Source organism: Frondihabitans sp. GW821-FHT04F02 (assembly GCF_059420045.1).
The window spans coordinates 659,790-682,849 of record NZ_JBWKSZ010000001.1 but is presented as its reverse complement, the minus strand read 5'-3'; the positions used below and the strand labels follow the sequence as shown (position 1 = coordinate 682,849).

Annotated in this window: 22 protein-coding genes; 2 read left to right on the top strand and 20 right to left on the bottom strand. The window is 70.1% G+C overall.

Features of this window, described 5'->3' with window-relative positions; translation table 11 throughout:
• From carB to AC07TY_RS03160, 11 genes are all read right to left on the bottom strand, one after another.
• Nucleotides 1–3,306, bottom strand: a complete 3,306-nt coding sequence (gene carB, locus AC07TY_RS03210) for a carbamoyl-phosphate synthase large subunit (protein WP_494784315.1) — start codon at nucleotides 3,304–3,306, stop codon at nucleotides 1–3.
• Nucleotides 3,306–4,457, bottom strand: coding sequence for a glutamine-hydrolyzing carbamoyl-phosphate synthase small subunit (gene carA / locus AC07TY_RS03205; protein ID WP_123504594.1), 1,152 nt, complete (start codon nucleotides 4,455–4,457; stop codon nucleotides 3,306–3,308). The genes carB and carA overlap by 1 nt, the downstream gene beginning before the upstream one ends.
• On the bottom strand, nucleotides 4,454–4,984 hold the full coding sequence (locus AC07TY_RS03200; protein ID WP_494784314.1) for a PH-like domain-containing protein: 531 nt from the start codon (nucleotides 4,982–4,984) through the stop codon (nucleotides 4,454–4,456). The genes carA and AC07TY_RS03200 overlap by 4 nt, the downstream gene beginning before the upstream one ends.
• On the bottom strand, nucleotides 4,981–6,324 hold the full coding sequence (locus AC07TY_RS03195) for a dihydroorotase (RefSeq protein WP_494784313.1): 1,344 nt from the start codon (nucleotides 6,322–6,324) through the stop codon (nucleotides 4,981–4,983). Before AC07TY_RS03195 ends, AC07TY_RS03200 begins: the two co-directional genes overlap by 4 nt.
• Nucleotides 6,325–6,335: 11 nt before the next feature.
• A complete protein-coding gene (locus tag AC07TY_RS03190; protein ID WP_123504597.1) occupies nucleotides 6,336–7,286 on the bottom strand; it encodes an aspartate carbamoyltransferase catalytic subunit in 951 nt (316 codons plus the stop codon).
• On the bottom strand, nucleotides 7,283–7,822 hold the full coding sequence (gene pyrR / locus AC07TY_RS03185; protein ID WP_123504598.1) for a bifunctional pyr operon transcriptional regulator/uracil phosphoribosyltransferase PyrR: 540 nt from the start codon (nucleotides 7,820–7,822) through the stop codon (nucleotides 7,283–7,285). Before pyrR ends, AC07TY_RS03190 begins: the two co-directional genes overlap by 4 nt.
• Before the next feature lie 156 nt (nucleotides 7,823–7,978).
• Nucleotides 7,979–8,422 carry an OsmC family peroxiredoxin gene (locus AC07TY_RS03180; protein ID WP_123504599.1) on the bottom strand — a complete coding sequence of 148 codons (444 nt, stop codon included), beginning with the start codon at nucleotides 8,420–8,422 and terminating at the stop codon, nucleotides 7,979–7,981.
• A gap of 45 nt (nucleotides 8,423–8,467) precedes the next feature.
• Nucleotides 8,468–8,902 (bottom strand): MarR family winged helix-turn-helix transcriptional regulator, encoded by a 435-nt coding sequence (locus tag AC07TY_RS03175; protein WP_494784312.1) that lies wholly within the window; start codon nucleotides 8,900–8,902, stop codon nucleotides 8,468–8,470.
• A gap of 157 nt (nucleotides 8,903–9,059) precedes the next feature.
• On the bottom strand, nucleotides 9,060–9,476 hold the full coding sequence (nusB, locus tag AC07TY_RS03170; RefSeq protein WP_123504601.1) for a transcription antitermination factor NusB: 417 nt from the start codon (nucleotides 9,474–9,476) through the stop codon (nucleotides 9,060–9,062).
• A 3-nt stretch (nucleotides 9,477–9,479) separates the two neighbouring features.
• Nucleotides 9,480–10,043, bottom strand: coding sequence for an elongation factor P (gene efp / locus AC07TY_RS03165; protein WP_488626265.1), 564 nt, complete (start codon nucleotides 10,041–10,043; stop codon nucleotides 9,480–9,482).
• Between the two features lie 89 nt (nucleotides 10,044–10,132).
• Nucleotides 10,133–10,939 (bottom strand): dienelactone hydrolase family protein, encoded by an 807-nt coding sequence (locus AC07TY_RS03160; protein ID WP_123504602.1) that lies wholly within the window; start codon nucleotides 10,937–10,939, stop codon nucleotides 10,133–10,135.
• A gap of 36 nt (nucleotides 10,940–10,975) precedes the next feature.
• Between AC07TY_RS03160 and AC07TY_RS03155 the strand changes: the two genes are divergently transcribed.
• Nucleotides 10,976–11,404, top strand: a complete 429-nt coding sequence (locus AC07TY_RS03155; protein WP_494784311.1) for a hypothetical protein — start codon at nucleotides 10,976–10,978, stop codon at nucleotides 11,402–11,404.
• Between the two features lie 42 nt (nucleotides 11,405–11,446).
• On the opposite strand, the gene aroB is transcribed toward AC07TY_RS03155, so the two are convergent.
• The 3 genes from aroB to aroC are packed head-to-tail and all read right to left on the bottom strand — an operon-like array spanning nucleotide 11,447 to nucleotide 14,321.
• Complete coding sequence (gene aroB, locus AC07TY_RS03150; RefSeq protein WP_494784310.1) at nucleotides 11,447–12,547, bottom strand: 3-dehydroquinate synthase; 1,101 nt, start codon at nucleotides 12,545–12,547, stop codon at nucleotides 11,447–11,449.
• Nucleotides 12,544–13,074, bottom strand: coding sequence for a shikimate kinase (locus AC07TY_RS03145; protein WP_494784309.1), 531 nt, complete (start codon nucleotides 13,072–13,074; stop codon nucleotides 12,544–12,546). The genes aroB and AC07TY_RS03145 overlap by 4 nt, the downstream gene beginning before the upstream one ends.
• Nucleotides 13,074–14,321 (bottom strand): chorismate synthase, encoded by a 1,248-nt coding sequence (gene aroC, locus AC07TY_RS03140; RefSeq protein WP_494784308.1) that lies wholly within the window; start codon nucleotides 14,319–14,321, stop codon nucleotides 13,074–13,076. The genes AC07TY_RS03145 and aroC overlap by 1 nt, the downstream gene beginning before the upstream one ends.
• A gap of 81 nt (nucleotides 14,322–14,402) precedes the next feature.
• Here aroC and AC07TY_RS03135 point away from each other — a divergent pair, with 81 nt between their 5' ends.
• Complete coding sequence (locus AC07TY_RS03135; protein ID WP_494784307.1) at nucleotides 14,403–15,551, top strand: epoxide hydrolase family protein; 1,149 nt, start codon at nucleotides 14,403–14,405, stop codon at nucleotides 15,549–15,551.
• A gap of 126 nt (nucleotides 15,552–15,677) precedes the next feature.
• Here the strand turns inward: AC07TY_RS03135 and mltG are convergent, their stop codons facing one another.
• From mltG to AC07TY_RS03105, 6 genes are all read right to left on the bottom strand, one after another.
• Complete coding sequence (gene mltG, locus AC07TY_RS03130; RefSeq protein WP_494784306.1) at nucleotides 15,678–17,147, bottom strand: endolytic transglycosylase MltG; 1,470 nt, start codon at nucleotides 17,145–17,147, stop codon at nucleotides 15,678–15,680.
• 3 nt (nucleotides 17,148–17,150) lie between these two features.
• The gene (gene ruvX / locus AC07TY_RS03125; protein ID WP_494784305.1) at nucleotides 17,151–17,675 is read right to left on the bottom strand and encodes a Holliday junction resolvase RuvX; all 525 of its coding nucleotides are present in this window, start codon (nucleotides 17,673–17,675) and stop codon (nucleotides 17,151–17,153) included.
• 4 nt (nucleotides 17,676–17,679) lie between these two features.
• Entirely contained in the window at nucleotides 17,680–20,340 is a 2,661-nt protein-coding gene (gene alaS / locus AC07TY_RS03120; RefSeq protein ID WP_494784304.1) for an alanine--tRNA ligase, read from the bottom strand.
• Nucleotides 20,341–20,390: 50 nt separating this feature from the next.
• The gene (locus tag AC07TY_RS03115) at nucleotides 20,391–20,573 is read right to left on the bottom strand and encodes a hypothetical protein (protein ID WP_123504610.1); all 183 of its coding nucleotides are present in this window, start codon (nucleotides 20,571–20,573) and stop codon (nucleotides 20,391–20,393) included.
• Between the two features lie 109 nt (nucleotides 20,574–20,682).
• Nucleotides 20,683–21,312 (bottom strand): 30S ribosomal protein S4, encoded by a 630-nt coding sequence (gene rpsD, locus AC07TY_RS03110; protein WP_123504611.1) that lies wholly within the window; start codon nucleotides 21,310–21,312, stop codon nucleotides 20,683–20,685.
• A gap of 243 nt (nucleotides 21,313–21,555) precedes the next feature.
• Nucleotides 21,556–22,995 carry a replication-associated recombination protein A gene (locus tag AC07TY_RS03105; protein ID WP_494784303.1) on the bottom strand — a complete coding sequence of 480 codons (1,440 nt, stop codon included), beginning with the start codon at nucleotides 22,993–22,995 and terminating at the stop codon, nucleotides 21,556–21,558.
• Between the last annotated feature and the right edge of the window lie 65 nt (nucleotides 22,996–23,060).

Sequence of the window (23,060 nt, the reverse complement as noted above, 5' to 3'; positions counted from 1 at the left end):
TCACAGGGCTCCGGCCTTCGCCTGGGCCTTCGCGAGGTTGTCGGCGCGCTCAACTGCATAGTCTTGGAGGCTGGTGACCGTGTAGCCGGTGTGGATCGACTCGATCGAGGCCACGGCTGCAGCGAGCTGCGCCATCGTCGTGAACAGGGCCTTGTCGGCGGCCACCGTGGCGGCGCGGATCTCGTAGCCGTCGGCGCGGCCGGACGAACCCGACGGCGTGTTGATCACGATGTCGACCTCGTCGCGGTTGATCAGGTCGACGACCGACTCGCCGCCCTCGGAGTACTTGCCGACGATGCGGGTCTGGATGCCGTTGCGGATCAGGACCGTCGCGGTGCCCTCGGTCGCCGTGATCTCGAAGCCGAGCTGCTGGAGGCGCAGGACGGGGAGGACGATCGCGCGCTTGTCGCGGTCGGCGACGCTCACGAAGACGACGCCCGAGGTGGGCAGCCCGCCGTACGCGGCCGTCTGGCTCTTCGCGAAGGCCAGCGGGAAGTCGCGGTCGATGCCCATGACCTCGCCGGTGGAGCGCATCTCGGGGCTGAGCACGCTGTCGACGACCTGGCCCTCCTTCGTGCGGAAGCGCTTGAAGGGCAGGACGGCCTCCTTCACCGAGATCGGCGAGTCGAGCGGCACGTCGCTGCCGTCCTGGACGGGCAGCAGGCCCTCCTCGACGAGCGAGCGGATGGAGGCGCCGACCATGATCCGCGATGCGGCCTTGGCGAGCGGGATGCCCAGCGCCTTCGAGACGAAGGGCACCGTGCGGCTGGCGCGCGGGTTGGCCTCGAGCACGTAGAGGACGCCCGCGGCGATCGCGAACTGGACGTTGAGCAGGCCCGAGACGCCCACGCCCTCGGCGATCTTCAGGGTCGCCTCGCGCACGCGGTCGATCTCGCCCTTGCCGAGCGTGACCGGCGGCAGGGTGCAGCTGGAGTCGCCGGAGTGGATGCCGGCCTCCTCGATGTGCTCCATGATGCCGCCGATGTAGAGCTCGGTGCCGTCGTAGAGCGCGTCGACGTCGATCTCGACGGCGTCGTCCAGGAAGCGGTCGACCAGCAGCGGCTGGCCGGGGCCGATGACGACCTCGTCGCGGGTGCGCTCGAAGTAGTCGGCGAGCAGGTCGGCCGAGTAGACGATCTCCATGCCGCGGCCGCCGAGCACGTACGACGGGCGGACGAGCACGGGGTACCCGATCTCGTCGGCGACGGCCACGGCCGATTCGAAGTCGACCCCGGTGCCGTTGCGCGGGGCGAGGAGGCCGCCCTGCTCGAGGATCTGCGAGAACAGGCCGCGCTCCTCGGCGGAGTCGATCGCGTCCGGGCTGGTGCCGAGAATGGGGACGCCCGCGGCGGCGAGGCCCTGGGCGAGGCCGAGGGCGGTCTGGCCGCCGAGCTGCACGACGACGCCCACCAGCTCGCCCGCCTGGCTCTCGGCGTGGACGATCTCGAGGACGTCCTCGAGCGTGAGGGGCTCGAAGTAGAGCCGGTCGCTGGTGTCGTAGTCGGTCGAGACCGTCTCGGGGTTGCAGTTGATCATGATCGTCTCGAACCCGGCGTCCGACAGGGCGAACGAGGCGTGGACGCACGAGTAGTCGAACTCGACGCCCTGGCCGATGCGGTTCGGGCCGGAGCCCAGGATGATCACCTTGCGGCGGTCGCTCGGGATCACCTCGGTCTCGAAGTCGTACGACGAGTAGTGGTAGGGCGTGAGTGCAGGGAACTCGCCGGCGCAGGTGTCGACCGTCTTGAACACCGGGCGCAGGCCCAGGTAGTGGCGGTGGTCGCGGATGTCGTGCTCCAGGCGGCCGCGGATCTGGGCGATCTGCGCGTCGCTGAAGCCGTGGTCCTTCGCCTCGGCCATGGTGTCGTAGTCGAGCTCGGACGCGGTGCGGATGCGCTCGGCGACCTCGTTGATCAGCACGATCTGGTCGATGAACCAGGGGTCGATCTTGGTCGCGTCGAAGACCTGCTCGGCCGTCGCGCCGGCGCGGAGGGCCTGCTGGACGGTGACGATGCGGCCGTCGGTGGGGACGCTGGCGAGCTCGAGGAGCTCGTCGACGTCGCCGGTCTCGCCGACCCAGTGGAAGCTGGATCCGCGCTTCTCGAGCGAGCGGAGCGACTTCTGCAGCGCCTGCGTGAAGTTGCGGCCGATGGCCATCGCCTCGCCGACGCTCTTCATCGTCGTGGTGAGCGTCGTGTCGGCGGCGGGGAACTTCTCGAAGGCGAAGCGCGGCACCTTGACGACGACGTAGTCGAGCGTGGGCTCGAACGACGCGGGCGTGACCTTCGTGATGTCGTTCTGGATCTCGTCGAGGCGGTAGCCGATGGCCAGCTTCGCGGCGATCTTGGCGATCGGGAAGCCGGTGGCCTTCGATGCCAGGGCCGACGAGCGCGACACACGCGGGTTCATCTCGATCACGATGATGCGGCCGTCGGCCGGGTCGATCGCGAACTGGATGTTGCAGCCGCCGGTGTCGACGCCGACGCGGCGGATGATGTCGATGCCGATGTCGCGGAGCTTCTGGTACTCGCGGTCGGTCAGGGTCAGCGCCGGCGCGACGGTGATCGAGTCGCCCGTGTGGACGCCGACCGGGTCGAAGTTCTCGATGGAGCAGATGACGACGGTGTTGTCGGCCGTGTCGCGCATGAGCTCGAGCTCGTACTCCTTCCAGCCGGTGATGCTCTCCTCGAGCAGCACCTCGGTGGTGGGGCTGGAATGCAGCCCGTCGGTCACCATCCGGGTGAGCTCCTGGGGCGTGTGCGCGAAGCCCGAGCCGAGGCCGCCCATCGTGAAGGAGGGGCGGACCACGAGCGGGTAGCCGAGATCGTCGGCCGCGGCCAGGGCCTCGTCGAGGCGGTGCACGATGTGCGAGCGGGCGACGTCGGCGCCCGATTCGAGCACGAGCTCCTTGAAGATCTGGCGGTCCTCGCCCTTCTGGATGGCCTCGACCTTCGCGCCGATGAGCTCGACGCCGTGCTTCTCGAGGATGCCGGCCTCGTCGAGCGCGATCGCCGCGTTGAGGGCGGTCTGGCCGCCGAGGGTCGGCAGGACGGCGTCGGGGCGCTCCTTGATGATGATCGACTCGAGCACCTCGGAGGTGATCGGCTCGATGTAGGTCGCGTCGGCGAAGTCGGGGTCGGTCATGATGGTCGCCGGGTTCGGGTTGACCAGGATGACGCGGACGCCCTCCTCGCGGAGGACGCGGCAGGCCTGCGTGCCGGAGTAGTCGAACTCGGCCGCCTGGCCGATGACGATCGGGCCGGAGCCGATGACGAGGACGGAGTTGATGTCTGTGCGCTTGGGCATTAGTTGGCGTCCTGGTTTCGCGAGACGACCAGTTCGCGGAACCGGTCGAAGAGGTGGTTGCTGTCGTGGGGGCCGGAGGCCGCCTCCGGGTGGTACTGCACCGAGAAGGCGGGGATGTCGAGGGCGCGGAGGCCCTCGACGACCTGATCGTTCAGCGAGAAGTGGCTGACCTCGACGCGGCCGAAGCCGGCCGGCGACTCGAGCACGCCGTCGATGGGCGCGTCGACCGCGAAGCCGTGGTTCTGGCTGGTGATCTCGACGGTGCCGGTCGTCTTGTCCCAGACCGGCTGGTTGATGCCGCGATGGCCGAAGGGCAGCTTGTAGGTGCCGAACCCGAGCGCGCGGCCGAGCAGCTGGTTGCCGAAGCAGATGCCGAAGAACGGGAGGCCGTCGCGGAGGGCGCCCTGCAGCAGCTCGACCTGCGCGTCGGAGGCCGCGGGGTCGCCGGGGCCGTTGGAGTAGAAGAGCGCATCGGGCGCGATGGCGCGGAGCTCGTCGGCGGTGACCGACTGGGGCAGCACGATCACGTCGAAGCCGCGCTGAGCGAGGTAGCGGAGAGTCGAGGTCTTGACCCCCAGGTCGAGCACGGCGACCGAGCCGATGCGCTCGCCCTCGGCGGGCAGGTCGTAGCGCTCCCTGGTCGAGACCTCGCTCGAGAGGTTGAGGCCGCGCATGTCGCGGCCCTCGCGCACGGCGGCGAGCTGCTCGTCGTCGCCGAGGGCGTAGTCGGCGCCCGAGAAGATGCCGGCCTTCATCGAGCCGGTGTCGCGCAGGCGGCGCGTGATCGCGCGGGTGTCGACCCCGCGGATGCCGACGATGCCGTCGTCGACCAGCTGGTCGTCGAGGCTGCCCTGGGCGCGGAAGTTCGAGACGACGCGGCTGGCGTCGCGGACCACGTAGCCGGCCACCCAGATGCGGCTCGACTCGGGGTCTTCGTCGTTCACGCCGGTGTTGCCGATGTGGGGCGCCGTCATGACGACTATCTGTCCGGCGTACGACGGGTCGGTGAGGGTCTCCTGGTAGCCCGTCATGCCGGTGGCGAAGACGGCTTCGCCCAGGGTGCGACCGGTGGCGCCGTACGGGCGGCCGACGAAGCGGCTTCCGTCTTCGAGGACCAGCACGGCCCTTTCGGCGAGGGAGGCGTCTGTCACTGGGTCTTCTCCTGAGTGGTGTCGGTGGCCTGCGCGGCAAGCATGGTTCGGATGGCGGCGAGGAGCTCGTCGGGCTCGTCGCTGCGGAGGTAGGTGTCGACGTCGAGGTCGCCGAGGCGCCACCCGAGTCGGATCAGGCCGTCGGTCTCGACGACGCGGTCGATGGTCCAGGTCGAGCGGCCGACGTCCCGGAGGTCGGCGGCGGCGATCAGCACAGCTTCAGAGCCCGCGATGTCGAGCACGACCCCCTGGGAGTGCACCAACACGATGGCGCGCCCGCGGAAGCCGAGGCCGCCGACGACGATCCGATCGAGGCGGTCGGCGGCCTTGGTGGTGGCGACGTAGAAGAGGTCGCTCACCGCCGTCGCGGCCTGGAGCGCGGATTCGGACAGCAGGAACTGCGGCGCGAGCGTCGGCGCGGTGATCCCCGCCTGCCGACGGCCCCGACCCTTCCATCCCGCCCTCATGAGCAGGAAGAAGGCCACGAAGAGCAGGAGGAACCCTGCGCCGATCAGCCAGCGGATCACTTGGCGGCCGTCTGGGCGGCCGACGCGTTCGCGGCGACGAGGTCGGAGTCGAGCACGGCGCCGTCGAGGACGGTCGCGTAGCCGGCGTGGAAGGTCGCCACGACCCGGCCCGGGAGCTCGCGCTCGAGGTAGGGCGAGTTGATGCTCTTGCCGGCGAGGTCGTCTACCGAGAAAATGCTGGTCACACTTCGATCGTAGAGCGTGATCTCGGCCGGCGATCCCACGCCGATCGGAATCCCGTGCCCGGCGACCTGTCCGATCCGCGCCGGAGCGGCCGAGAGCACGCGCTCCACGTCGGTCCAGTCGATGAGGCCGGTGTCGACCATCGTCTTCTGCACGACGCTGAGCGCGGACTCGAGGCCGACCATGCCGTTCGCGGCGTTGTCCCACTCGCACGACTTGGCCTCCATCGTGTGGGGGGCGTGGTCGGTCGCGACGATGTCGATGGTGCCGTCGGCGAGGGCCGACCGCAGCGCCTCGACGTCTTCGGAGCGGCGCAGCGGCGGATTCACCTTGTAGCGGGCGTCGTACGTCGAGACGAGGTCTTCGGTGAGCAGCAGGTGGTGCGGCGTGACCTCGGCCGTGACCTCGAAGCCGCGCGACTTCGCCCAGCGGACGACCTCGACGCTGCCGGCGGTCGACACGTGGCAGATGTGCAGGCGGGCGCCGACGTGGTCGGCGAGCAGGACGTCGCGGGCGATGATGGCCTCCTCGGCCACGGCAGGCCAGCCGCCGAGCCCGAGAGTGGCGCTGAGCTCGCCCTCGTTCATCTGGGCGCCCTCGGTCAGGCGCGGCTCCTGGGCGTGCTGGGCGAGCACTCCCCCGAAGCCCTTGATGTACTCGAGGGCGCGGCGCATGAGCAGCGGGTCGGCGACGCAGGAGCCGTCGTCCGAGAAGACGCGGACCCGGGCGCGCGAGTTCGCCATCGCGCCGATCTCGGAGAGGTGCGTGCCGGCGAGGCCCTGCGACACGGCGCCGATCGGGCGGACCGTGACGAAGCCGGCGCGGTCGCCGAGCGCCTGCACCTGCTCGACGACGCCTGCGGTATCGGCGACGGGCGACGAGTTCGCCATGGCGTTGACGGCCGTGAAGCCGCCCTTGGCAGCGGCGCGCGAGCCGGTCAGGACGGTCTCGCTGCCCTCGAAGCCGGGCTCGCGGAGGTGCGTGTGGAGGTCGACGAGGCCGGGCAGGGCCAGGAGGCCGTCGGAGTCGATGACGGTCGCGGCGGCCTCGGTGAGGTTCGTGCCGAGCGCCTTGACGACGCCCCCGCCGATCAGGATGTCGGTGGTGCGGCCGTCGCTGAGGGTGGCGCCCTTGAGGATGTGGTCGGTGGTGCTCATGGTCGTCTCTCTCAGTTCGTCTCGCCGGCGGCCAGCGTCAGGTACAGCACGGCCATGCGCACGGACACGCCGTTCGTGACCTGCTCGAGCACGGTCGAGCGCGGCGAGTCGGCCGCCTCGTCGCTGATCTCGAGGCCGCGGTTCATGGGGCCGGGGTGCATCACGAGGGTGCGCTCCGGGAGGCCGTGCAGGCGGGTGGCCGAGAGTCCCCAGGAGCGCGCGTACTCGCGGCCGTTCGGGAAGAACGCCGCGTTCATGCGCTCCTGCTGGATGCGCAGCATCATCACGACGTCGGGCTGCACCCGGGCGAGCGCCTCGTCGAGGTCGTAGTACACGTCGACCCCGAAGGCCGCGACGCCGTTGGGCAGGAGCGTCGGCGGAGCCACGAACGTGACCTCCGCACCCAGCGTCTTGAGGAGCCACGCGTTCGAGCGAGCCACCCTCGAGTGCAGGACGTCGCCGACGATGAGGACCCGGGTTCCTGCGAGGTCTCTGCCCCGCGCAGCGGCACCGTGGAAGCGGCGGCGCATGGTGAACGCGTCGAGGAGGGCCTGCGTGGGGTGCTCGTGCGTGCCGTCGCCGGCGTTGACCACCCCGGCTTCGACCCAGCCCGAGTGGGCGAGCACACGCGGCGCACCCGAGGCGGGATGCCGGATCACGATGCCGTCGGCGCCCATGGCGGCCAGGGTCTGCGCGGTGTCTTTGAGCGACTCGCCCTTCGACACGCTCGAGCCCTTGGCCGAGAAGTTGATGACGTCGGCGCTCAGGCGCTTGGCGGCGGCCTCGAACGAGATGCGGGTGCGGGTGGAGTCCTCGAAGAAGAGGTTGACGACCGTGATGCCCCGCAGCGTCGGAAGCTTGCGGACCTCGCGGGTCGAGACGTCGGCCATGTCCTCGGCGATGTCGAGGATGCGGATGGCCTCGTCGAGCCCGAGGTCGGCGGTGCTCAGGAGGTGCTTCACCGGTCGCCCCCCTCGATCGCCACTTCTTCGGCGTCGTCGATGCCGTCGAGGCGCACGAAGATGCGCTCGGAGGTCGACGTCGGCAGGTTCTTGCCCACGTAGTCGGCGCGGATCGGCAGCTCGCGGTGACCGCGGTCGACGAGCACGGCCAGGCGCACGACGCGGGGTCGGCCGATGGCGCTGAGTGCGTCGAGGGCGGCGCGGATCGTGCGGCCCGAGTAGAGAACGTCGTCGACGAGCACGACCGTCTTGCCGTCGATGCCGCCGTCGGGGACGGTCGTCGGGCGCGGCGCTCGGGTCGGCTGGCGGCGCAGGTCGTCGCGGAACAGCGTCGCATCGACGGCGCCGACGGGGACCGCTTGGCCGCTGATGGCCCGGAGCGCGTCGCCGATCCGGTCGGCGAGGAGGACGCCCCGAGTGGGGATGCCCATCACGACGAGGTCGTCGGCGCCCCTGTTGCCCTCGAGGATCTCGTGGGCGATGCGGGTCAGCGCCCGGTGGATGTCAGCCTGGCTCAGCACGGTTCGGGTGCTCAACGGGCCTCCCTTCTCCGTCTCTCTGGACGGCGTTAAAGGTGGTGTTCCGAGCCTACATGCGAAAACCCCGCGTTCCGGCACCGGCGCAATGCCGCGGCTCAGGGCCGGTGCTGGAACGCGGGGTGAACCGCGGAACGGTGGTGGAACGATGCAGCCTTAAGCCTCGAGCTGGGCGTCCAGGGTGATCTCGACGCCGGTGAGCGCCTTCGACACGGGGCAGCCGGCCTTCGCGTCGGCGGCGGCCTTCGCGAACTGCTCGGCGTCGATGCCGGTGACCTCGCCGCGGACGGTGAGCTTGATGCCGGTGAGCTTGAAGCCGCCGTCGGACGAGTCCGGGCCGAGCGAGACGTCGGCCTTGACGTCGAGCGCCTCGATGGTGCCTCCGGCGGCACCGAGGATCGCCGAGAACTGCATGGCGTAGCAGGCCGAGTGGGCCGCGGCGATCAGCTCTTCGGGGCTGGTGGTGCCGTCGGCGTCCTCAGCGGCGCGCTTCGGGAACGACACGTCGTAGGTGCCGACCTTCGACGAGCTGAGCTCGACCTGGCCGGAGCCTTCTTCGAGCGTTCCGTTCCAGGCGGTGCGTGCGGTGCGAGTGGGCATGGTGTCTCCTTCGGTTGGGGTGGGGTCGTAGTGGTTCTGGGGTGCTCAGGCGGCGCGCACGTGCGCGGCGACCGAGGCGATCTGCTTCTGCAGTGCCACGAGATCGTCGGGGCCGAGGCCCGTGGCCTCGCAGATGCCGGCCTGGATGGGTGCGGTCTTCGAACGGAGCGCTTCGCCGGACGCGGTCAGAGCGACCTCGACGACGCGCTCGTCGCCCTCGGTGCGAGTACGCGTGACGAAGCCCGCAGCCTGGAGCCGACGGAGCAGCGGCGACAGCGTGCCCGAGTCGAGCTGCAGTCGATCGCCGAGGTGGCCGACGGTCACAGGGCCGTCCTCCCACAGCACGAGCAGCGCGAGGTACTGGGGGTAGGTCACCCCGAGCGGCTCGAGCAGCTCGCGGTACCGGCTCGTCAGAGCACGCGACGCGCTGTAGAGCGCGAAGCAGATCTGCTCGTCGAGAAGCGGGGTCGCCGTGGTCATGAAGTCAACCTAGCACGTTGCGCACAACTTGGTTGCACACAATTTAAATGACGGCCGAACACAGGGTGAAGGCGCAGGAACGGGCCGGACCCCGTCGGGGGTGCTGCCCGATCCTGCGCCTATCAAGGAGCAGCCCTGCGCCCTCGCGGTCTGAGGCTCAGGACGCCGTGGTCGAGGAGATCCGCGCCAGCAGGCCGTTCACGAAGCTGGCCGAGTCGTCGGTCGACAGGCTCTGAGCCATCTCGACGGCCTCCGAGATCGCCACCGCGTTCGGGATCTCGTCGTTGTGCGTGAGCTCCCAGATGCCGATGCGCAGGATGGCACGGTCGATCGTGGGCATGCGCGACAGGGTCCAGCCCTGCGAGTACGTCTCGATCAGCTCGTCGATCTCGGGGCGGTTCTCGATCACGCCCTGCACGATGTCGCGGGCGTACGCCCAGCTCGACTTGCGCTCGGGGGTGTCCATGGCCCGCTGGGTCTCTTGGACGAGCGCATCGTCGATCGAGATCTGGCGGATGTCGGCGACGTACAGGACGTCGAGTGCTCGTTTTCGGGCTTTGGTCCGGGCGCTCATCGACTAGTCGTTGACGCGGCCGAGGTAGCTGCCGTCGCGCGTGTCGACCTTGACCTTGGTGCCGGTCTCGAGGAACAGCGGCACCTGGATCTCGTAGCCGGTCTCGACGGTGGCGGGCTTGGTGCCGCCGGTCGAGCGGTCGCCCTGCAGGCCGGGCTCGGTGTAGGTGACCTCGAGCACGACCGAGGCGGGCAGCTCGATGTAGAGCGGGTTGCCGTCGTGGAGGGCCATCTGCACGTTCTGGTTCTCGAGCATGAAGTTCTTGGCGTCGCCGACGATCGTGGCGGGCACGTTGATCTGGTCGTAGTCGGTGGTGTCCATGAACACGTAGCCGTCGGCCTCGGCGTAGAGGTACTGGTACTCGCGGCGGTCGACGTTGGCGAAGTCGACCTTGGTGCCGGCGTTGAAGGTCTTGTCGACGACCTTCCCGCTCATCACGTTCTTCATCTTGGTGCGGACGAACGCGCCGCCCTTGCCCGGCTTGACGTGCTGGAACTCGATGATGTTCCAGAGCTGGCCGTCCAGGTTGAGAACGGCGCCGTTCTTGATGTCGTTGGTAGTGGCCATGCTGGGACGTCCTTTGAGGATCGATATGAAGAGGGAGCGGGTGCACGAGGGCACGGGGCGGTGAAGCCAGCGACCACTCTACCCGACGCCTAACGCGAGAGCCGGGAGCGCAGGAACTCGACCACCCGGCTCCGGGCCTCGAGCGCGGGGTGGCCCTTCTCGTCGCGCACCTCGTGGGTGAGCACCGAGTGCGCCGTGCGGGCGAACCCCCACTCGTTGCCCGGCGACGAGTCGAGCTGGATGACCTCGAAGGCGTCGCCGAGGCGGCTCTTCAGGGTCGCGAAGCGGGCCGGCTGGGAGGCGCGGTCCGCACTGAACCGCAGCCCGAGGGCGCAGAGCTCGCCGGCGTCGGCGCGAGCGGCGACGCGGTCGAGCTCCGTCGGAGAGAGGCCGGGATCCTGCGCCCTGGCCTTCGAGATCGGGAAGGGGACCGACGGCTGGCTGAGCACCGACGCGCTGACGGAGTCGTCGACGGCCGCGGCGAGGGCGAAGCCGCCGGTGAAGCACATGCCGATCACGCCGACGCCGGTGCCGGGCGTGCGGGCTGCCAGATCGGCGGCGACTGCGCGCAGGAAGTCGGTGATCGGGCGATGAGCGCCGATGGCGAAGGCGCGGAACTCGGCGGCGACGCAGAGCCGGACGACGGTGCGGAGCGTGTAGCCGATCGTCGGGGCGTGCCCGGGCTCGCCGAAGGGCGACGGGATCACGACGGTGAAGCCCTGGTCGACGAGGTGGTCGGCGAGCCCGAGCACCTCGGGTGTCATTCCCGGCGCCTCCGGGATGAGGACGACGCCGGGGCCGGAGCCCTTCTCGTAGCAGTCGTAGGTCAGGCCGCCGCCGGTGAACGGGGCCGCGGCCCAGCCGGTGAGATCGGATTCGGGGGCTGTGGGCGGCATGGCGCTCATCGTAGGCCGCCCGGGTAGTCTGCGGGCATGCCCGGCCCGCACCCCGACCACAGCGACCTCGTCTCGTTCGGGCCGACGAACACCGACACGCGCGCGTTCGCCATCGGGCTCTGGGCGACGGAGGTCGTGCTGTTCGCCGGCGTCGTCGCCGGGCTGACCGTCCTTCGCGGCGTCGACCCGCTGATCAACGTCGGCGTGGCGTGCGGCGCGCTGGCCTGGTTCCTCGCGTTCTACGCGGTGGTGCTGCGGGGGCGGCTGCGGCCTCTGCCGGGCGTCGGGCTGCGGGTGGTGGCCGTCGTCGGCGTCCTGGTCTTCGCCGCTGCGATGGTCGCCGCGTTGTCGGGCGCCTGGCCGGTGTCGGTCGGCACTGCCGTCGCGCTGTTCGCGCTCGGGCAGGCGGCGCTCGTCGCGGTCTACGCCGGGCGGATGTTCCGGTGGGGGCGAGCCGCCGCCTGAGGGTGGGCCGCAAGGAGGTTCCTGCGCCCGTGCGCTGCGAGGCTAGGAGCCGATCTCCTGATACGCGGCGAAGAGGAGGCTGGCGTCGGGCGCCTCGAGCACGGTGGGGCGAGCGATGTCGTCGAGGACGATGAAGCGCAGGTGGCCGGCGCGGGCCTTCTTGTCGCGCTGCATGGTGGCGAGCAGCGTCTGCCAGCGGCCGGCGGGGTAGCTGATCGGCAGGCCGAGCGACGTGAGGATCGAGCGGTGGCGGTCGACGACCTCGTCGGAGAGCCGGCCGGCGAGGCGGGAGAGCTCGGCGACGAAGACCATGCCGACCGAGACGGCCGCGCCGTGGCGCCACTGGTATCGCTCGGCGTGCTCGATGGCGTGGCCCAGCGTGTGGCCGTAGTTCAGGATCTCGCGGAGGCCGGCCTCCTTGAAGTCCTCGCCGACGACCCGCGCCTTGAGGGCGATGGCGAGCTCGACGACGCGACGGAACTCCGGCGTCGTCGGGTCGATCACGCGGTCGACGTCGGCCTCGACGATGTCGAGGATCTCTGGCTCGGCGATGAAGCCGGCCTTCACGATCTCGGCGAACCCGGCGAGGATCTCGTTGCGGCTGAGTCCGTCGAGCATGTCGAGGTCGGCCAGGACGCCCACGGGCGCGTAGAACGAGCCGACGAGGTTCTTGCCCTCGGCGGTGTTGATGCCCGTCTTGCCGCCGACGGACGCGTCGACCATGCCGAGGACCGTCGTCGGGATCTGGACCAGCTGCACGCCGCGGAGCCAGGTGGCGGCCACGAAGCCGGCGAGGTCGGTCGTCGCTCCCCCGCCGAGGCCGACGACGGCGTCGGTGCGCGTGAAGTCGGACTGCCCGAGGATTTGCCAGCAGAAGGCCGCGACCTCGACCCGCTTGCCGGCCTCGGCGTCGGGCACCTCGGCGATGAGGGCCTCGTAGCCGCGCTCGATCAGGCTGGCGCGCAGAGTCTCGGCCTTGGCGCCGAGCGGGGGCGCGTGCACGATCAGGACCTTCTTCGTCTGGGGGCCCAGCAGGTCGGGCAGCTCGGCGACGACGCCGCGGCCCACCCGGACCTCGTAGGGCGACGTGCCGCCGACGGGGATGACGGTGGTGGGGATGCCTTCGGCGTGCTGGTCGCTCATGAGTCTTCTTTCTGGGGCCCCGCGGTCCGAACCCACGAGACGATGTCGTCGACGACATGCGAGAGGGGCCGGTGCGAGGTGTCGAGGGTGATGTCGGCGAGAGCCGCGTAGATCGGTGCGCGCTCGGCGGCGATGGCCTTCCACGCGGCGATCCCGTCGTGGTGGAGCAGGGGGCGGTCCGAGCCCGAGATGCGGCTCTCGACGGCCTCAGGGGTGACGGTGAGCAGCACGACTCGGTGGCCGCCGAGGCGATCGCGCGTCGAGTCGTCGAGCACGGCGCCTCCGCCGAGCGAGACGACAGCAGGCGAACCGAGGGCCGCCGCCACGGCGTCTCGCTCGATCGCGCGGAACGCGGGCTCTCCGAGCGTCGCGAACAGGAGAGGGATCGGACCGTGCTCGCGCACGATCGCCTTGTCGGTGTCGATGAACGTCGCGCCGAGCGCCTTGGCCACGCGCTTGCCCACACTGGTCTTGCCCGCGCCCATCGGGCCGATGATGACCACCGGCCGGTCGAGCTCAGGGTGCATCAGAGCTGCGGCGCGGCGGAGTCGGCTTCGCTGTCGGCCGGCTCGTGCGCGACGGGCGCGCTCGTCGTCGTCAGCAGAGGCGGGATCGCGTCGAGGTAGTTCGTCAGGTTGCGGCTCGTCTCGTCGATCGAGTCGCCCCCGAACTTCTCGAGGATCGCGTTCGAGAGCACCAGCGCCACCATCGCCTCGGCGACGACCCCGGACGCAGGAACTGCGCAGACGTCCGAGCGCTGGTGGTGCGCGCTGGCGGTCTCGCCGGTCGCGACATCCACCGTCGCGAGGGCGTGCGGCACGGTCGCGATCGGCTTCATGCCGGCGCGGACGCGCAGCACGGTGCCCGTCGACATCCCGCCCTCGACGCCGCCGGCGCGGTCGGTGTCGCGCGAGATGCCCTGAGCCGTCTGGAACAGCTCGTCGTGCGCCTCGGAGCCGCGGCGCGTCGTGGTCAGGAAGCCGTCGCCGACCTCCACTCCCTTGATCGCCTGGATGCCCATGAGAGCGGCAGCGAGGAGCGAGTCGAGCCGGCGGTCCCACTGCACGTGCGAGCCGAGGCCCGGAGGGAGGTTGTAGGCGAGGACCTCGACGACGCCGCCCAGCGTGTCGCCGGACTTCTTCGCGTCGTCCACCTCGGCGACCATCGCCGCGCTGGTCTCGGCGTCGAAGCAGCGCAGCGGATCGGCGTCGAGCGCCTCGAGGTCGTCGAGCGTCGGCAGGGCGCGCCCCTCGGGCACGCGCACGGGGCCGATGGCGAGCGTGTGGCTGACGAGCTCGATCCCGAGCTCGGCGAGGAACGACTTGGCGACGGCGCCCAGGGCGACGCGGGCCGCGGTCTCGCGGGCGCTGGCGCGCTCGAGGATCGGGCGGGCCGAGTCGAAGCCGTACTTCTGCATGCCGACGAGGTCGGCGTGCCCGGGGCGCGGACGGGTCAGGGGTGCGCTGCGACCGCGGGACGCCTCGCTCACCTCGACGGGGGCCGGGTTCATGACCTCTTCCCACTTGGGCCACTCGGTGTTGCCCACCCGCACGGCGATCGGGCTGCCGATGCTGCGGCCGTGGATGACCCCGCCCGAGATGTGCAGCTCGTCTTGCTCGAACTTCATGCGCGAGCCCCGGCCGTAGCCGAGCTTGCGACGGGCGAGGTCGGCCTGGATGTCTTCGGCGAACACCGGCACACCGGCCGGGAGTCCTTCGAGGACAGCGATCAATTCGGGGCCGTGAGACTCACCGGCGGTCAACCAACGAAGCATGGCGTCGATTCTACCGGGGCCGTGTCCGTGGTCGAGGACGCGGCGTCGTCCGGTGTCGGTGGCCGGGCGTAGCGTGCGCCCATGACCGTCACTCCGTTCACGCTCACGACCGACCCCGCCGCGCTCGACGACCTCCGCGCGCGTCTGCGCTCCGCGCGGTGGCCCGACGCCGGGTCGGGGCCGGGCTGGGGGCTCGGCGCCGACGTCGAGTACCTCCGCGACCTCGCCGCGTACTGGGCCGACGGCTTCGACTGGTCAGAGCACGAGGCGGCGCTGAACACGCTGCCGCACGTCCGCGTCAAGGTCGGCGGCCACGACCTCCACGTCGTGCACGCTCGCGCCGGCGCCTCGGGCTATCCGCTGCTGCTCGCCCACGGCTGGCCCGACTCCTTCTGGCGCTACTCGAAGGTGATCGACCTCCTGACCGATCCCGGGGCCCACGGCGGCGATCCCGCCGACGCGTTCGATGTCGTCGTGCCCGACATGCCCGGGTACGGCTACTCCCCCGCACCCGTCGGCGATCCGCTGTCGACCGTCGACGTGGCAGGCCTCTACGCCGATCTGATGACGTGGCTCGGGTACGAGACGTTCGGCGCGGCGGGCGGCGACATCGGCAGCGGCGTCGTGCGCTACCTGGCGCTCGACCATCCGACGCGCGTGTCGGCCGTCCACCGGATCGACGCGGGTATGCCGACCTTCACGGGCGATCGCTCGGAGTTGTCGGAGGAGGAGCGCGAGTTCCTGCGCGCTGCCGACTCGTGGAGGGATCGCGAAGGCGCCTATGCGGCCATGCACCGCACGAAGCCGCAGACGGCCGCCGTGGGTCTCGCCGACTCGCCCGTCGGGCTGCTGGCCTGGATAGTCGAGAAGCTCCGCGCCTGGAGCGACTGCCACGGCGACGTCGAGTCGAGCTTCACCCGAGACGAGATGCTGACGAACGTGACGATCTACTGGCTGACCAACACGATCGGCTCGGCCATGCGGATGTACAGCGCCAACGCGGCGATCCCTGCAGAGCAGGCCGAGCGACGCGTCGAGACGCCGTCGGGGTTCGCGCTCTTCCCCGCCGACCTGGTGACGCCGCCCCGGGCCTGGCTCGAGCGCACGACCGAGCTCGTGCGCGTCAGCGAGATGCCGCGCGGCGGGCACTTCGCGCCGTTCGAGGAGCCGGAGCTGTACGCGCGGGAGCTGCGGGAGTTCTTCCGTCCGTACCGTGGTCGTCGTCCGTAGGCAAGGATGCGTCGTCGCTGGCGAAGGATTCACGGCCTCCCGTGCAGCGCTGGCAAGGACTCGGCGGCGTGTCGCGCGCCTCACGAAGGATGGCCTCCGCGAAAGTCCTTGGCTGACGGCCACGTGCTACTGGTAGTCCGGGTGCGCCCGCAGCCACGACTGGAACTTCGCGACCGCCTGCTGATGCTCCGCGTAGGTGTTCGAGAACACCGTCTCGCCGGTGTCGAGGTTCACGGTCACGAAGTACAGCCACGAGCCGGTGGCAGGCTTCACGGCGGCCTGGATCGCGATGTCGCCGGGGTTCGAGATCGGGCCGACCGGCAGCCCCTTGTGCACGTAGGTGTTGTACTTGTTACTCGCGTCGGCGCGCTCGGCGTCGGTCGTCGTGACGCGGTCGGTGCTGCCCGCACCATAGGCCACGGTGGCGTCGGACTGCAGGAGCATTCCCTGGTCGATGCGGTTCTGGAACACCCGCGCCACCTTCGGGAAGTCGGCGGCGAGGCCGGCCTCGCGCTGGATCAGCGACGCGAAGATGATCGTGTGCTCCCACTTCGACTTCGGCACCCCGGCGTCCGTGAGGTGGGTCTCCATCGTGTCGACCATGTCTTGCAGGTACGCGTGCGCCGTCTTGTTCGGCTCGAGCTCGTAGGTCGCCGGGAAGAGGTAGCCCTCGAGGCTCCTCGCGTTCGACGGCAGCCCGAACGACTTGTAGTCGGCCGCGGCGGCCTTGATCTTCGCCGAGGGGATCTTCGTGGCGCTCGCCATGAGGCCGATGATGCCGTTGAGCGAGGTGCCCTCGGGAATCACGAGCTTCGTCGTGATGCGGGCCTTGTCGCTCTGCAGCCGGTCGATGGCCGACTGCGCGCTCATCTCCTTGAACATCGAGTACGTGCCGGGCTGAAAGGAGATCTCGGTATCGGCCAGCAGCAGCTTGTAGGGCGCCTCGGCCGACTTGGTGATGCCCGCCTTCGCCAGCTTGGACGCGATCGTCGAGCCGATGTCGCCCGACACGATCGTGAACTCCACCTTCGTGCCGTCGCCGGAGCCGGTGTAGTCGTCGCTGGGCTTGCCGCCGACGAGCGAGGCCACCATCGGCTGGAGCTGCTTGTAGAGGGTCGTGACCCCGTAGGTGCCGCCGCCGAGCACGACGACGAGCACGCCGATCAGGATCCAGGTGCCGGGCTTGCGCCAGCGCGAGACACGCGGCGGCCTGGTCGGCTTGGTCCGCTGCGCCTTCGAAGCGGCCGTGGCAGGAGCGGCCTCAGAGGGCGCCGCAGCCGGTGCTGCACCGACGGCCGTCGCCTCGACCCGAGCGGGCCGGGCGGGCTTGGCCGAGCGACCTCGTCGTCGCTCCTCCTCTTCGCGCTGCTCGCGCAGCTGACGCCGTGACATCGGCGGCGCAGGAACTGCGGAACCGCCGCCCGACCCCGACCCCGTCGCGGAGCCGCCCTGCGCCCCGGGGGCCCGCGGGTCGCGTCGCGCGTCCTCGCCGCGATCGGCCGCTGCGCCCGGCGTGCCGGAGCCGTTGGGCTTGCCCGATTCGTCCGTCCGGACGCTGCCGGTGAAGATCTCGTCCCAGGAGGGTTCGTCTGCCACGGATTACCGTCTCTCGTCGGGGTCTGCGTCGCTCGTGACGAGGGTGCCCGGTGGACGTCCGCTCGATCGTTCGAGGTCGATGGCGTGCTGCACGATTATAACGGCGGCCACCTGATCGACCACGGAGCGCTGCTTCTTGGCGGATCGGCCCGACGCGCGGAGAGCGCTCTGGGCGGTCACGGTGGAGAGCCGCTCGTCGACCATCCTCACGGGAAGGCCGGTCGCGGCCGCGAGCCGGGCGGCGAAGCCGCGGGCGTCGCCGGTCGACGCCGTGTCGCCGCCCGAGAGCGACAGCGGCAGCCCGACGATGATCTCGACGGCGCCGAGCTCGGTCGCGTGGCCGAGGATCGTCGCCAGGTCGGCGCCGGTGTCGCCGGAACGGGCGACCGTCTCGACCGGGGTGGCGATCAGGGCGTCGGGGTCGGTGCGTGCCACGCCGATCCGGACCTTGCCGACATCGACGCCGAGCCGGACTCCCCTGCGGAAGCCGGCTCGGCCGCCTTCGTCGGCGGTGTCGAACGGTGTCAACGGATCAGCTGCGGAGCGCGTCGACGATGGCCGTGAGCGCCGCTGGGATTGCGGCGACGTCGGAGCCGCCGCCCTGCGCCAGGTCGTCTTTGCCGCCGCCGCCTCCGCCGAGGATCCCGGCGGCGGTGCGGGCGAGCTGACCCGCCTTGGCGCCGGCCTCTCGTGCGCCGGCCGTGGTCGCGACGATCACCGCGGGCTTGCCCGCGACGTCGGCGGCGAGGGCCACGACCGAGGTCGAGCCCTGGCCCAGGCGGTCGCGAACCGACATCGCCAGCGACCGCAGGTCGTCGCTCGAGCCCACGGCGCCGATGCTCTCGGCGACCACGGTCAGCGAACCGACCGGGGCGGCCGCGCCGACCAGCGCGGGCACGCGGGTCTGCAGCGCCTTCGCCTCGAACTCGGCGATCTTCTTCTCAGCCGCCTTGAGACTCTGCGTCAGGTCGGCGATGCGGTCGGGAAGCTGCTCGCGCGGCGTCTTGAGCGACGAGGTGAGCTGGTTCACGAGTGCGCGCTCGGTGGCGAAGTCGCGGAACGCGTCGACACCGACCAGCGATTCGACGCGGCGGTTCGTCGAGCCGATCGACGATTCGCCGACCAGGTTGATGAGGCCGATCTGCGACGAGTGCGACACATGCGTACCGGCGCAGAGCTCGCGCGACCAGGGGCCGCCGATGTCGACCATGCGCACCTCGTCGCCGTACTTCTCGCCGAACAGGGCCATGGCGCCGGCCGCGCGCGCCTCGTCGAGCGGGAGGATGCGGGTGGTGACCTCGAGGTCGTCTCGGATCTTCGAGTTCGCGATGTCTTCGATCTCGGTGCGGGTGTCGACGGACAGCGGGTTCGACCAGTTGAAGTCGAGCCGCATGTAGCCGGCCTTGTTGTACGATCCCGCCTGGTGGGCCTCCGGCCCGAGCACCTCGCGGAGGGCCGCGTGGATCAGGTGGGTCGCCGAGTGCGCCTGCGTGGCGCCGCGGCGGTAGGTCGGGTCGACGACGCTGGTCGCCGCGTCGCCCACGCCGACCTCGCCCGAGCGCACCTGCACTCGGTGGCTGATGAGGCCCTTGACGGGCTTCTGCACGTCGAGCACCTCGAGGTCGAAGCCGTTGCCGACGATCGAGCCCTCGTCGGCGTCCTGGCCGCCCGACTCGGCGTACAGCGAGGTCTCGGCGAGGATCACCTCGGCGATGTCGCCGGCGACCGCCTTGATGACCGACTCGCCGCCCACGATGATGCCCAGGATGGTCGACTCGGTGTTGAGGAAGTCGTAGCCGGTGAAGGTCGTCTCGCCGTGCGCGCGGAAGGCGGAGTAGACGCTGAGATCGGCGAGGGCGGTCTTGCGCGACTTCGCGTCGGCCTTCGCGCGCGACCGCTGATCCTGCATCAGAGAATCGAACGCCGCGCGGTCGACGGTGAGTCCCGCCTCTTCGGCGATCTCGAGGGTCAGGTCGATCGGGAAGCCGAACGTGTCGTGGAGCAGGAACGCGGTGTCGCCGCGGAGCTCGTTCTTCGACGCCGCCTTGGTCTCGTCGACCGCGCCGTCGAGGATCTGCGTGCCGGCCGCGAGCGTGCGGAGGAACGTCTCTTCTTCGGCGAGAGCCAGACGCGAGATGCGGTCGTAGTCGCGCTCGACCTCGGGGTACGAGGCCTTCATCGCGTCGCGCGAGACCGCGAACAGCTCGGCGAAGCTCGGGCCCTCGACGCCGAGAAGGCGGATCGACCGGATGCTGCGGCGGAGCAGACGACGCAGGATGTAGCCGCGGCCCTCGTTCGACGGGGTGAGGCCGTCGCTCATCAGCATGAGCGCCGAGCGCACGTGATCGGCGATCACGCGCATGCGGACGTCGTCGTCGTGGTCGGCGCCGTAGGTGCGACCCGAGAGCTCGGCCGCCTTGTCGAGGACAGGGCGCACCTCGTCGATCTCGTACATGTTGTCGACGCCCTGCTTGAGGAACGCGACACGCTCGAGGCCCATGCCGGTGTCGATGTTCTTGTTGGGCAGCTCGCGGACGATGTCGAAGTCGACCTTCGAGGTGACGTTCTCGATCTGGTACTGCATGAACACGAGGTTCCAGATCTCGACGTAGCGGTCGTCGTCGGTGGCGGGGCCGCCATCGATGCCGTAGGCCGGGCCGCGGTCGAAGAAGATCTCGGAGCACGGGCCCGCGGGTCCGGGCTGGCCGGTGTGCCAGTAGTTCGTGTCTTTGTCGAGGCGCTGGATCCGCTCGTCGGGCAGGCCCGCGATGCGCTTCCAGAGCTCGATGGCCTCGTCGTCGTCTTTGTAGACGGTGACCCAGAGGTCGTTCGGATCGAAGCCGAGTGCGCCGTCGGCCTCGCTGCCGGTGAGGAGCTCCCACGCGTAGGTGATCGCCTGCTCTTTGAAGTAGTCGCCGAACGAGAAGTTGCCGTTCATCTGGAAGAACGTGCCGTGGCGCGGCGTCTTGCCGACCTCTTCGATGTCGTTGGTGCGGATGACCTTCTGCACGCTGGTGGCGCGCGGGTACGGCGCCGGGATGAGCCCCGTCATGAACGGGATGAACGGCACCATGCCGGCGACGACGAAGAGGAGGCTCGGGTCGTCGCTGACGAGCGACGCGGACGGCACGACGGTGTGGCCGCGGTCGCCGAAGAACTTCAGCCAGCGGTTGCGGATTTCAGCGGTCTGCATGGGCGTCTTTCAGATCGGGAGGGGAAGGAGTGCGGAGCGGCGGACGAGGGCTACGCCTGGTCGCGCAGCTCGGCGTCGCGGGTGGTGTACCCGTCGACGACGGCCGTCGTGAAGGCCTGGAGGCGGCTGTCGAGCCCGGTGAAGAACCGGCGGCCGCTCGCCGTCTGGTTGACGAGGTGGGCGAGCACGAAGCCGAGGCCGGTGCCGACGCCGAGGGTGAACAGGAACTTCACGGGGAGATCTCCTTCTGTGAACTGCCGTCAATCCTACCGAGATGCAGAAAGGGAGCAGGCCGCGCGTGGCGGACTGCTCCCTCTCTGGTCGTTCTTCCTCGCTGGCTGCTTAGCGGGCGGCGTAGTACTCGACGACGAGCTGGACTTCGCAGGTCACGGGGACCTCGGCGCGCTTCGGGCGACGCACGAGCTTCGCCTGGAGCTTGTCGATCTCGACCTCGAGGTAGCCCGGGACCTTGGGGAGCACGTCGAGGTGTCCACCGGCGGCGGCGACCTGGAAGGGCTCCATCGACTCGGACTTCGGCTTGACGTGGATCATCTGGCCCGGCTTCACGCGGAAGGAGGGACGGTCGACGAGCTTGCCGTCGACCAGGATGTGACGGTGCACGACCATTTGGCGGGCCTGGGCCGTGGTGCGGGCGAAGCCGGAGCGCAGGACCAGGGCGTCGAGACGCTCTTCGAGCAGCTCGACCAGGTTCTCACCGGTCAGGCCCTTGGCCTTGCGGGCCTCTTCGAAGATGATCTTGAGCTGGGCCTCGCGGATGCCGTACTGGGCGCGCAGACGCTGCTTCTCGCGCAGACGGACGGCGTAGTCGCTGTCGGTCTTGCGCTTGGTGCGGCCGTGCTCGCCGGGAGCGTACGGACGCTTCTCGAGGTAGCGGGCGGCCTTCGGGGTGAGTGCGATGCCCAGGGCGCGCGAGAGGCGCGTCTTGGAGCGGGTGCGGGACTTGGTGGACACAGGTGTTCCTCACTGATCTTGTCGAAATGGAGCGTCGATCAGGCGCGCGAGCGCCGGTCGGCACAACAAGAGATGGATGATGCCGAAAAGGGCAACCTGTAAAGACTACACGACCGACGCGGGCGAACGTCATTCACCCGCGTCCTGTGCCTACTGATCACCCCGCGTCCTGTGCCTACTGATCACCTCTGGTCCTGTGCCTGCTGATCGCCTCTGGTCCTGTATTCACCCCGCGTCCTGTGCCTACTGATCACCTCTGGTGATACGCCGCAGTTTCTCGAGCCGCGCCGCAACATCGCGCTCATTGCCGTTGACCGTCGGGTCGTAGTACGTGGTGCCGACGAGCTCGTCGGGGAGGTACTGCTGCTCGGCCACACCGAAGTCGTAGTCGTGGGCGTACTTGTAGCCCTTGCCGTGCCCGAGCCGCTTGGCGCCCGGGTAGTGCGCGTCGCGGAGGTGCTTCGGCACGCGACCGGCCTTGCCCGCCCGGACGTCGGCGATGGCCTGGTCGATGCCGAGGTACGACCGGTTCGACTTCGGCGCGGTGGCGAGGTAGACCACTGCCTCGGCCAGAGGGATCCGCCCCTCGGGCATGCCGATCATCTGCACGGCGTCGGCTGCGGCCATGGCGATGACGAGGGCCTGCGGGTCGGCCATCCCGATGTCTTCGGCGGCCGAGACGATGATGCGTCGGGCGATGAAGCGCGGGTCTTCGCCGGCCTCGATCATCCGCGCCAGGTAGTGCAGTGCCGCGTCGACATCGCTGCCCCGCACCGACTTGATGAACGCCGAGATGACGTCGTAGTGCTCGTCGCCGTTGCGGTCGTAGCGGAGCAGGGCGCGGTCGACCGACTGCGCGACCAGCTCGGCCGTGATGACGGCCCGCGTGGAGGCGTCGGGCGCAGGAACTGCGTCGCCGTCGACGTCGTCGACCTCGTCGAGCAGCTCGGCGTCGTCGTCGTCGCCCTCCCCCGCCGTCAGGCGCGCGATGTCGCTGAGGGCCCACGCCGACTGCGCCGACGCCTCGAGCGCGGTGAGGGCGCGGCGTGCGTCGCCCGAGGCGAGCCGCACGATCATCGCGAGGGCCTCGTCGTCGAGCTCGACCGTGTCGGCGAGGCCGCGCTGGTCGTGGACGGCCCGGGTGACGAGCTCGCCGAGGTCGTCGTCGCTGAGCTGCTCGAGTGTGAGCAGCAGAGATCGCGAGAGCAGGGGCGTGATGACGGAGAACGACGGGTTCTCGGTCGTCGCGGCGATCAGGATGATCCAGCCGTTCTCGACGCCGGGCAGCAGGGTGTCCTGCTGGGCCTTGGTGAAGCGGTGGATCTCGTCGAGGAAGAGGACCGTCGTCGTGCCGTAGAGGTCGCGGTTCGCCAGGGCCTTCTCCATCACGGCGCGGACGTCTTTCACGCCCGCGGTCACGGCCGAGAGCTCGACGAACTGGCGGCCGGAGCTGTGCGCGACCGCCTGGGCGAGCGTCGTCTTGCCGGTGCCGGGCGGGCCCCAGAGGATGACGGACACGGCACCGGACGCCCCGCTGGTGTCGGAGGCGAGCTTGATGAGCGGAGACCCCGGCCGCAGGAGGTGCTTCTGACCGGCCACTTCGTCGAGGCTCGTCGGGCGCATCCGCACGGCGAGAGGCGTCGAGCTCGACCGGACGGCCTGGCTCGTGGGAAGCGGTGTCATAGGGCTTCATGGTAGACCGGACCTCCGACAGTCTGAGGCGGCGCACGCGTGCCGGAGGCGGCCGA

Coding starts and splice junctions, on each gene's coding strand:
- carB (WP_494784315.1), bottom strand. CDS start 3,306: ATGCCCAAGCGCACAGACATCAACTCCGTCCTCGTCATCGGCTCCGGC.
- AC07TY_RS03195 (WP_494784313.1), bottom strand. CDS start 6,324: ATGAGCACCACCGACCACATCCTCAAGGGCGCCACCCTCAGCGACGGC.
- AC07TY_RS03180 (WP_123504599.1), bottom strand. CDS start 8,422: ATGCCCACTCGCACCGCACGCACCGCCTGGAACGGAACGCTCGAAGAA.
- AC07TY_RS03175 (WP_494784312.1), bottom strand. CDS start 8,902: ATGACCACGGCGACCCCGCTTCTCGACGAGCAGATCTGCTTCGCGCTC.
- nusB (WP_123504601.1), bottom strand. CDS start 9,476: ATGAGCGCCCGGACCAAAGCCCGAAAACGAGCACTCGACGTCCTGTAC.
- efp (WP_488626265.1), bottom strand. CDS start 10,043: ATGGCCACTACCAACGACATCAAGAACGGCGCCGTTCTCAACCTGGAC.
- AC07TY_RS03160 (WP_123504602.1), bottom strand. CDS start 10,939: ATGCCGCCCACAGCCCCCGAATCCGATCTCACCGGCTGGGCCGCGGCC.
- AC07TY_RS03155 (WP_494784311.1), top strand. CDS start 10,976: ATGCCCGGCCCGCACCCCGACCACAGCGACCTCGTCTCGTTCGGGCCG.
- aroB (WP_494784310.1), bottom strand. CDS start 12,547: ATGAGCGACCAGCACGCCGAAGGCATCCCCACCACCGTCATCCCCGTC.
- AC07TY_RS03145 (WP_494784309.1), bottom strand. CDS start 13,074: ATGCACCCTGAGCTCGACCGGCCGGTGGTCATCATCGGCCCGATGGGC.
- aroC (WP_494784308.1), bottom strand. CDS start 14,321: ATGCTTCGTTGGTTGACCGCCGGTGAGTCTCACGGCCCCGAATTGATC.
- AC07TY_RS03135 (WP_494784307.1), top strand. CDS start 14,403: ATGACCGTCACTCCGTTCACGCTCACGACCGACCCCGCCGCGCTCGAC.
- alaS (WP_494784304.1), bottom strand. CDS start 20,340: ATGCAGACCGCTGAAATCCGCAACCGCTGGCTGAAGTTCTTCGGCGAC.
- AC07TY_RS03105 (WP_494784303.1), bottom strand. CDS start 22,995: ATGACACCGCTTCCCACGAGCCAGGCCGTCCGGTCGAGCTCGACGCCT.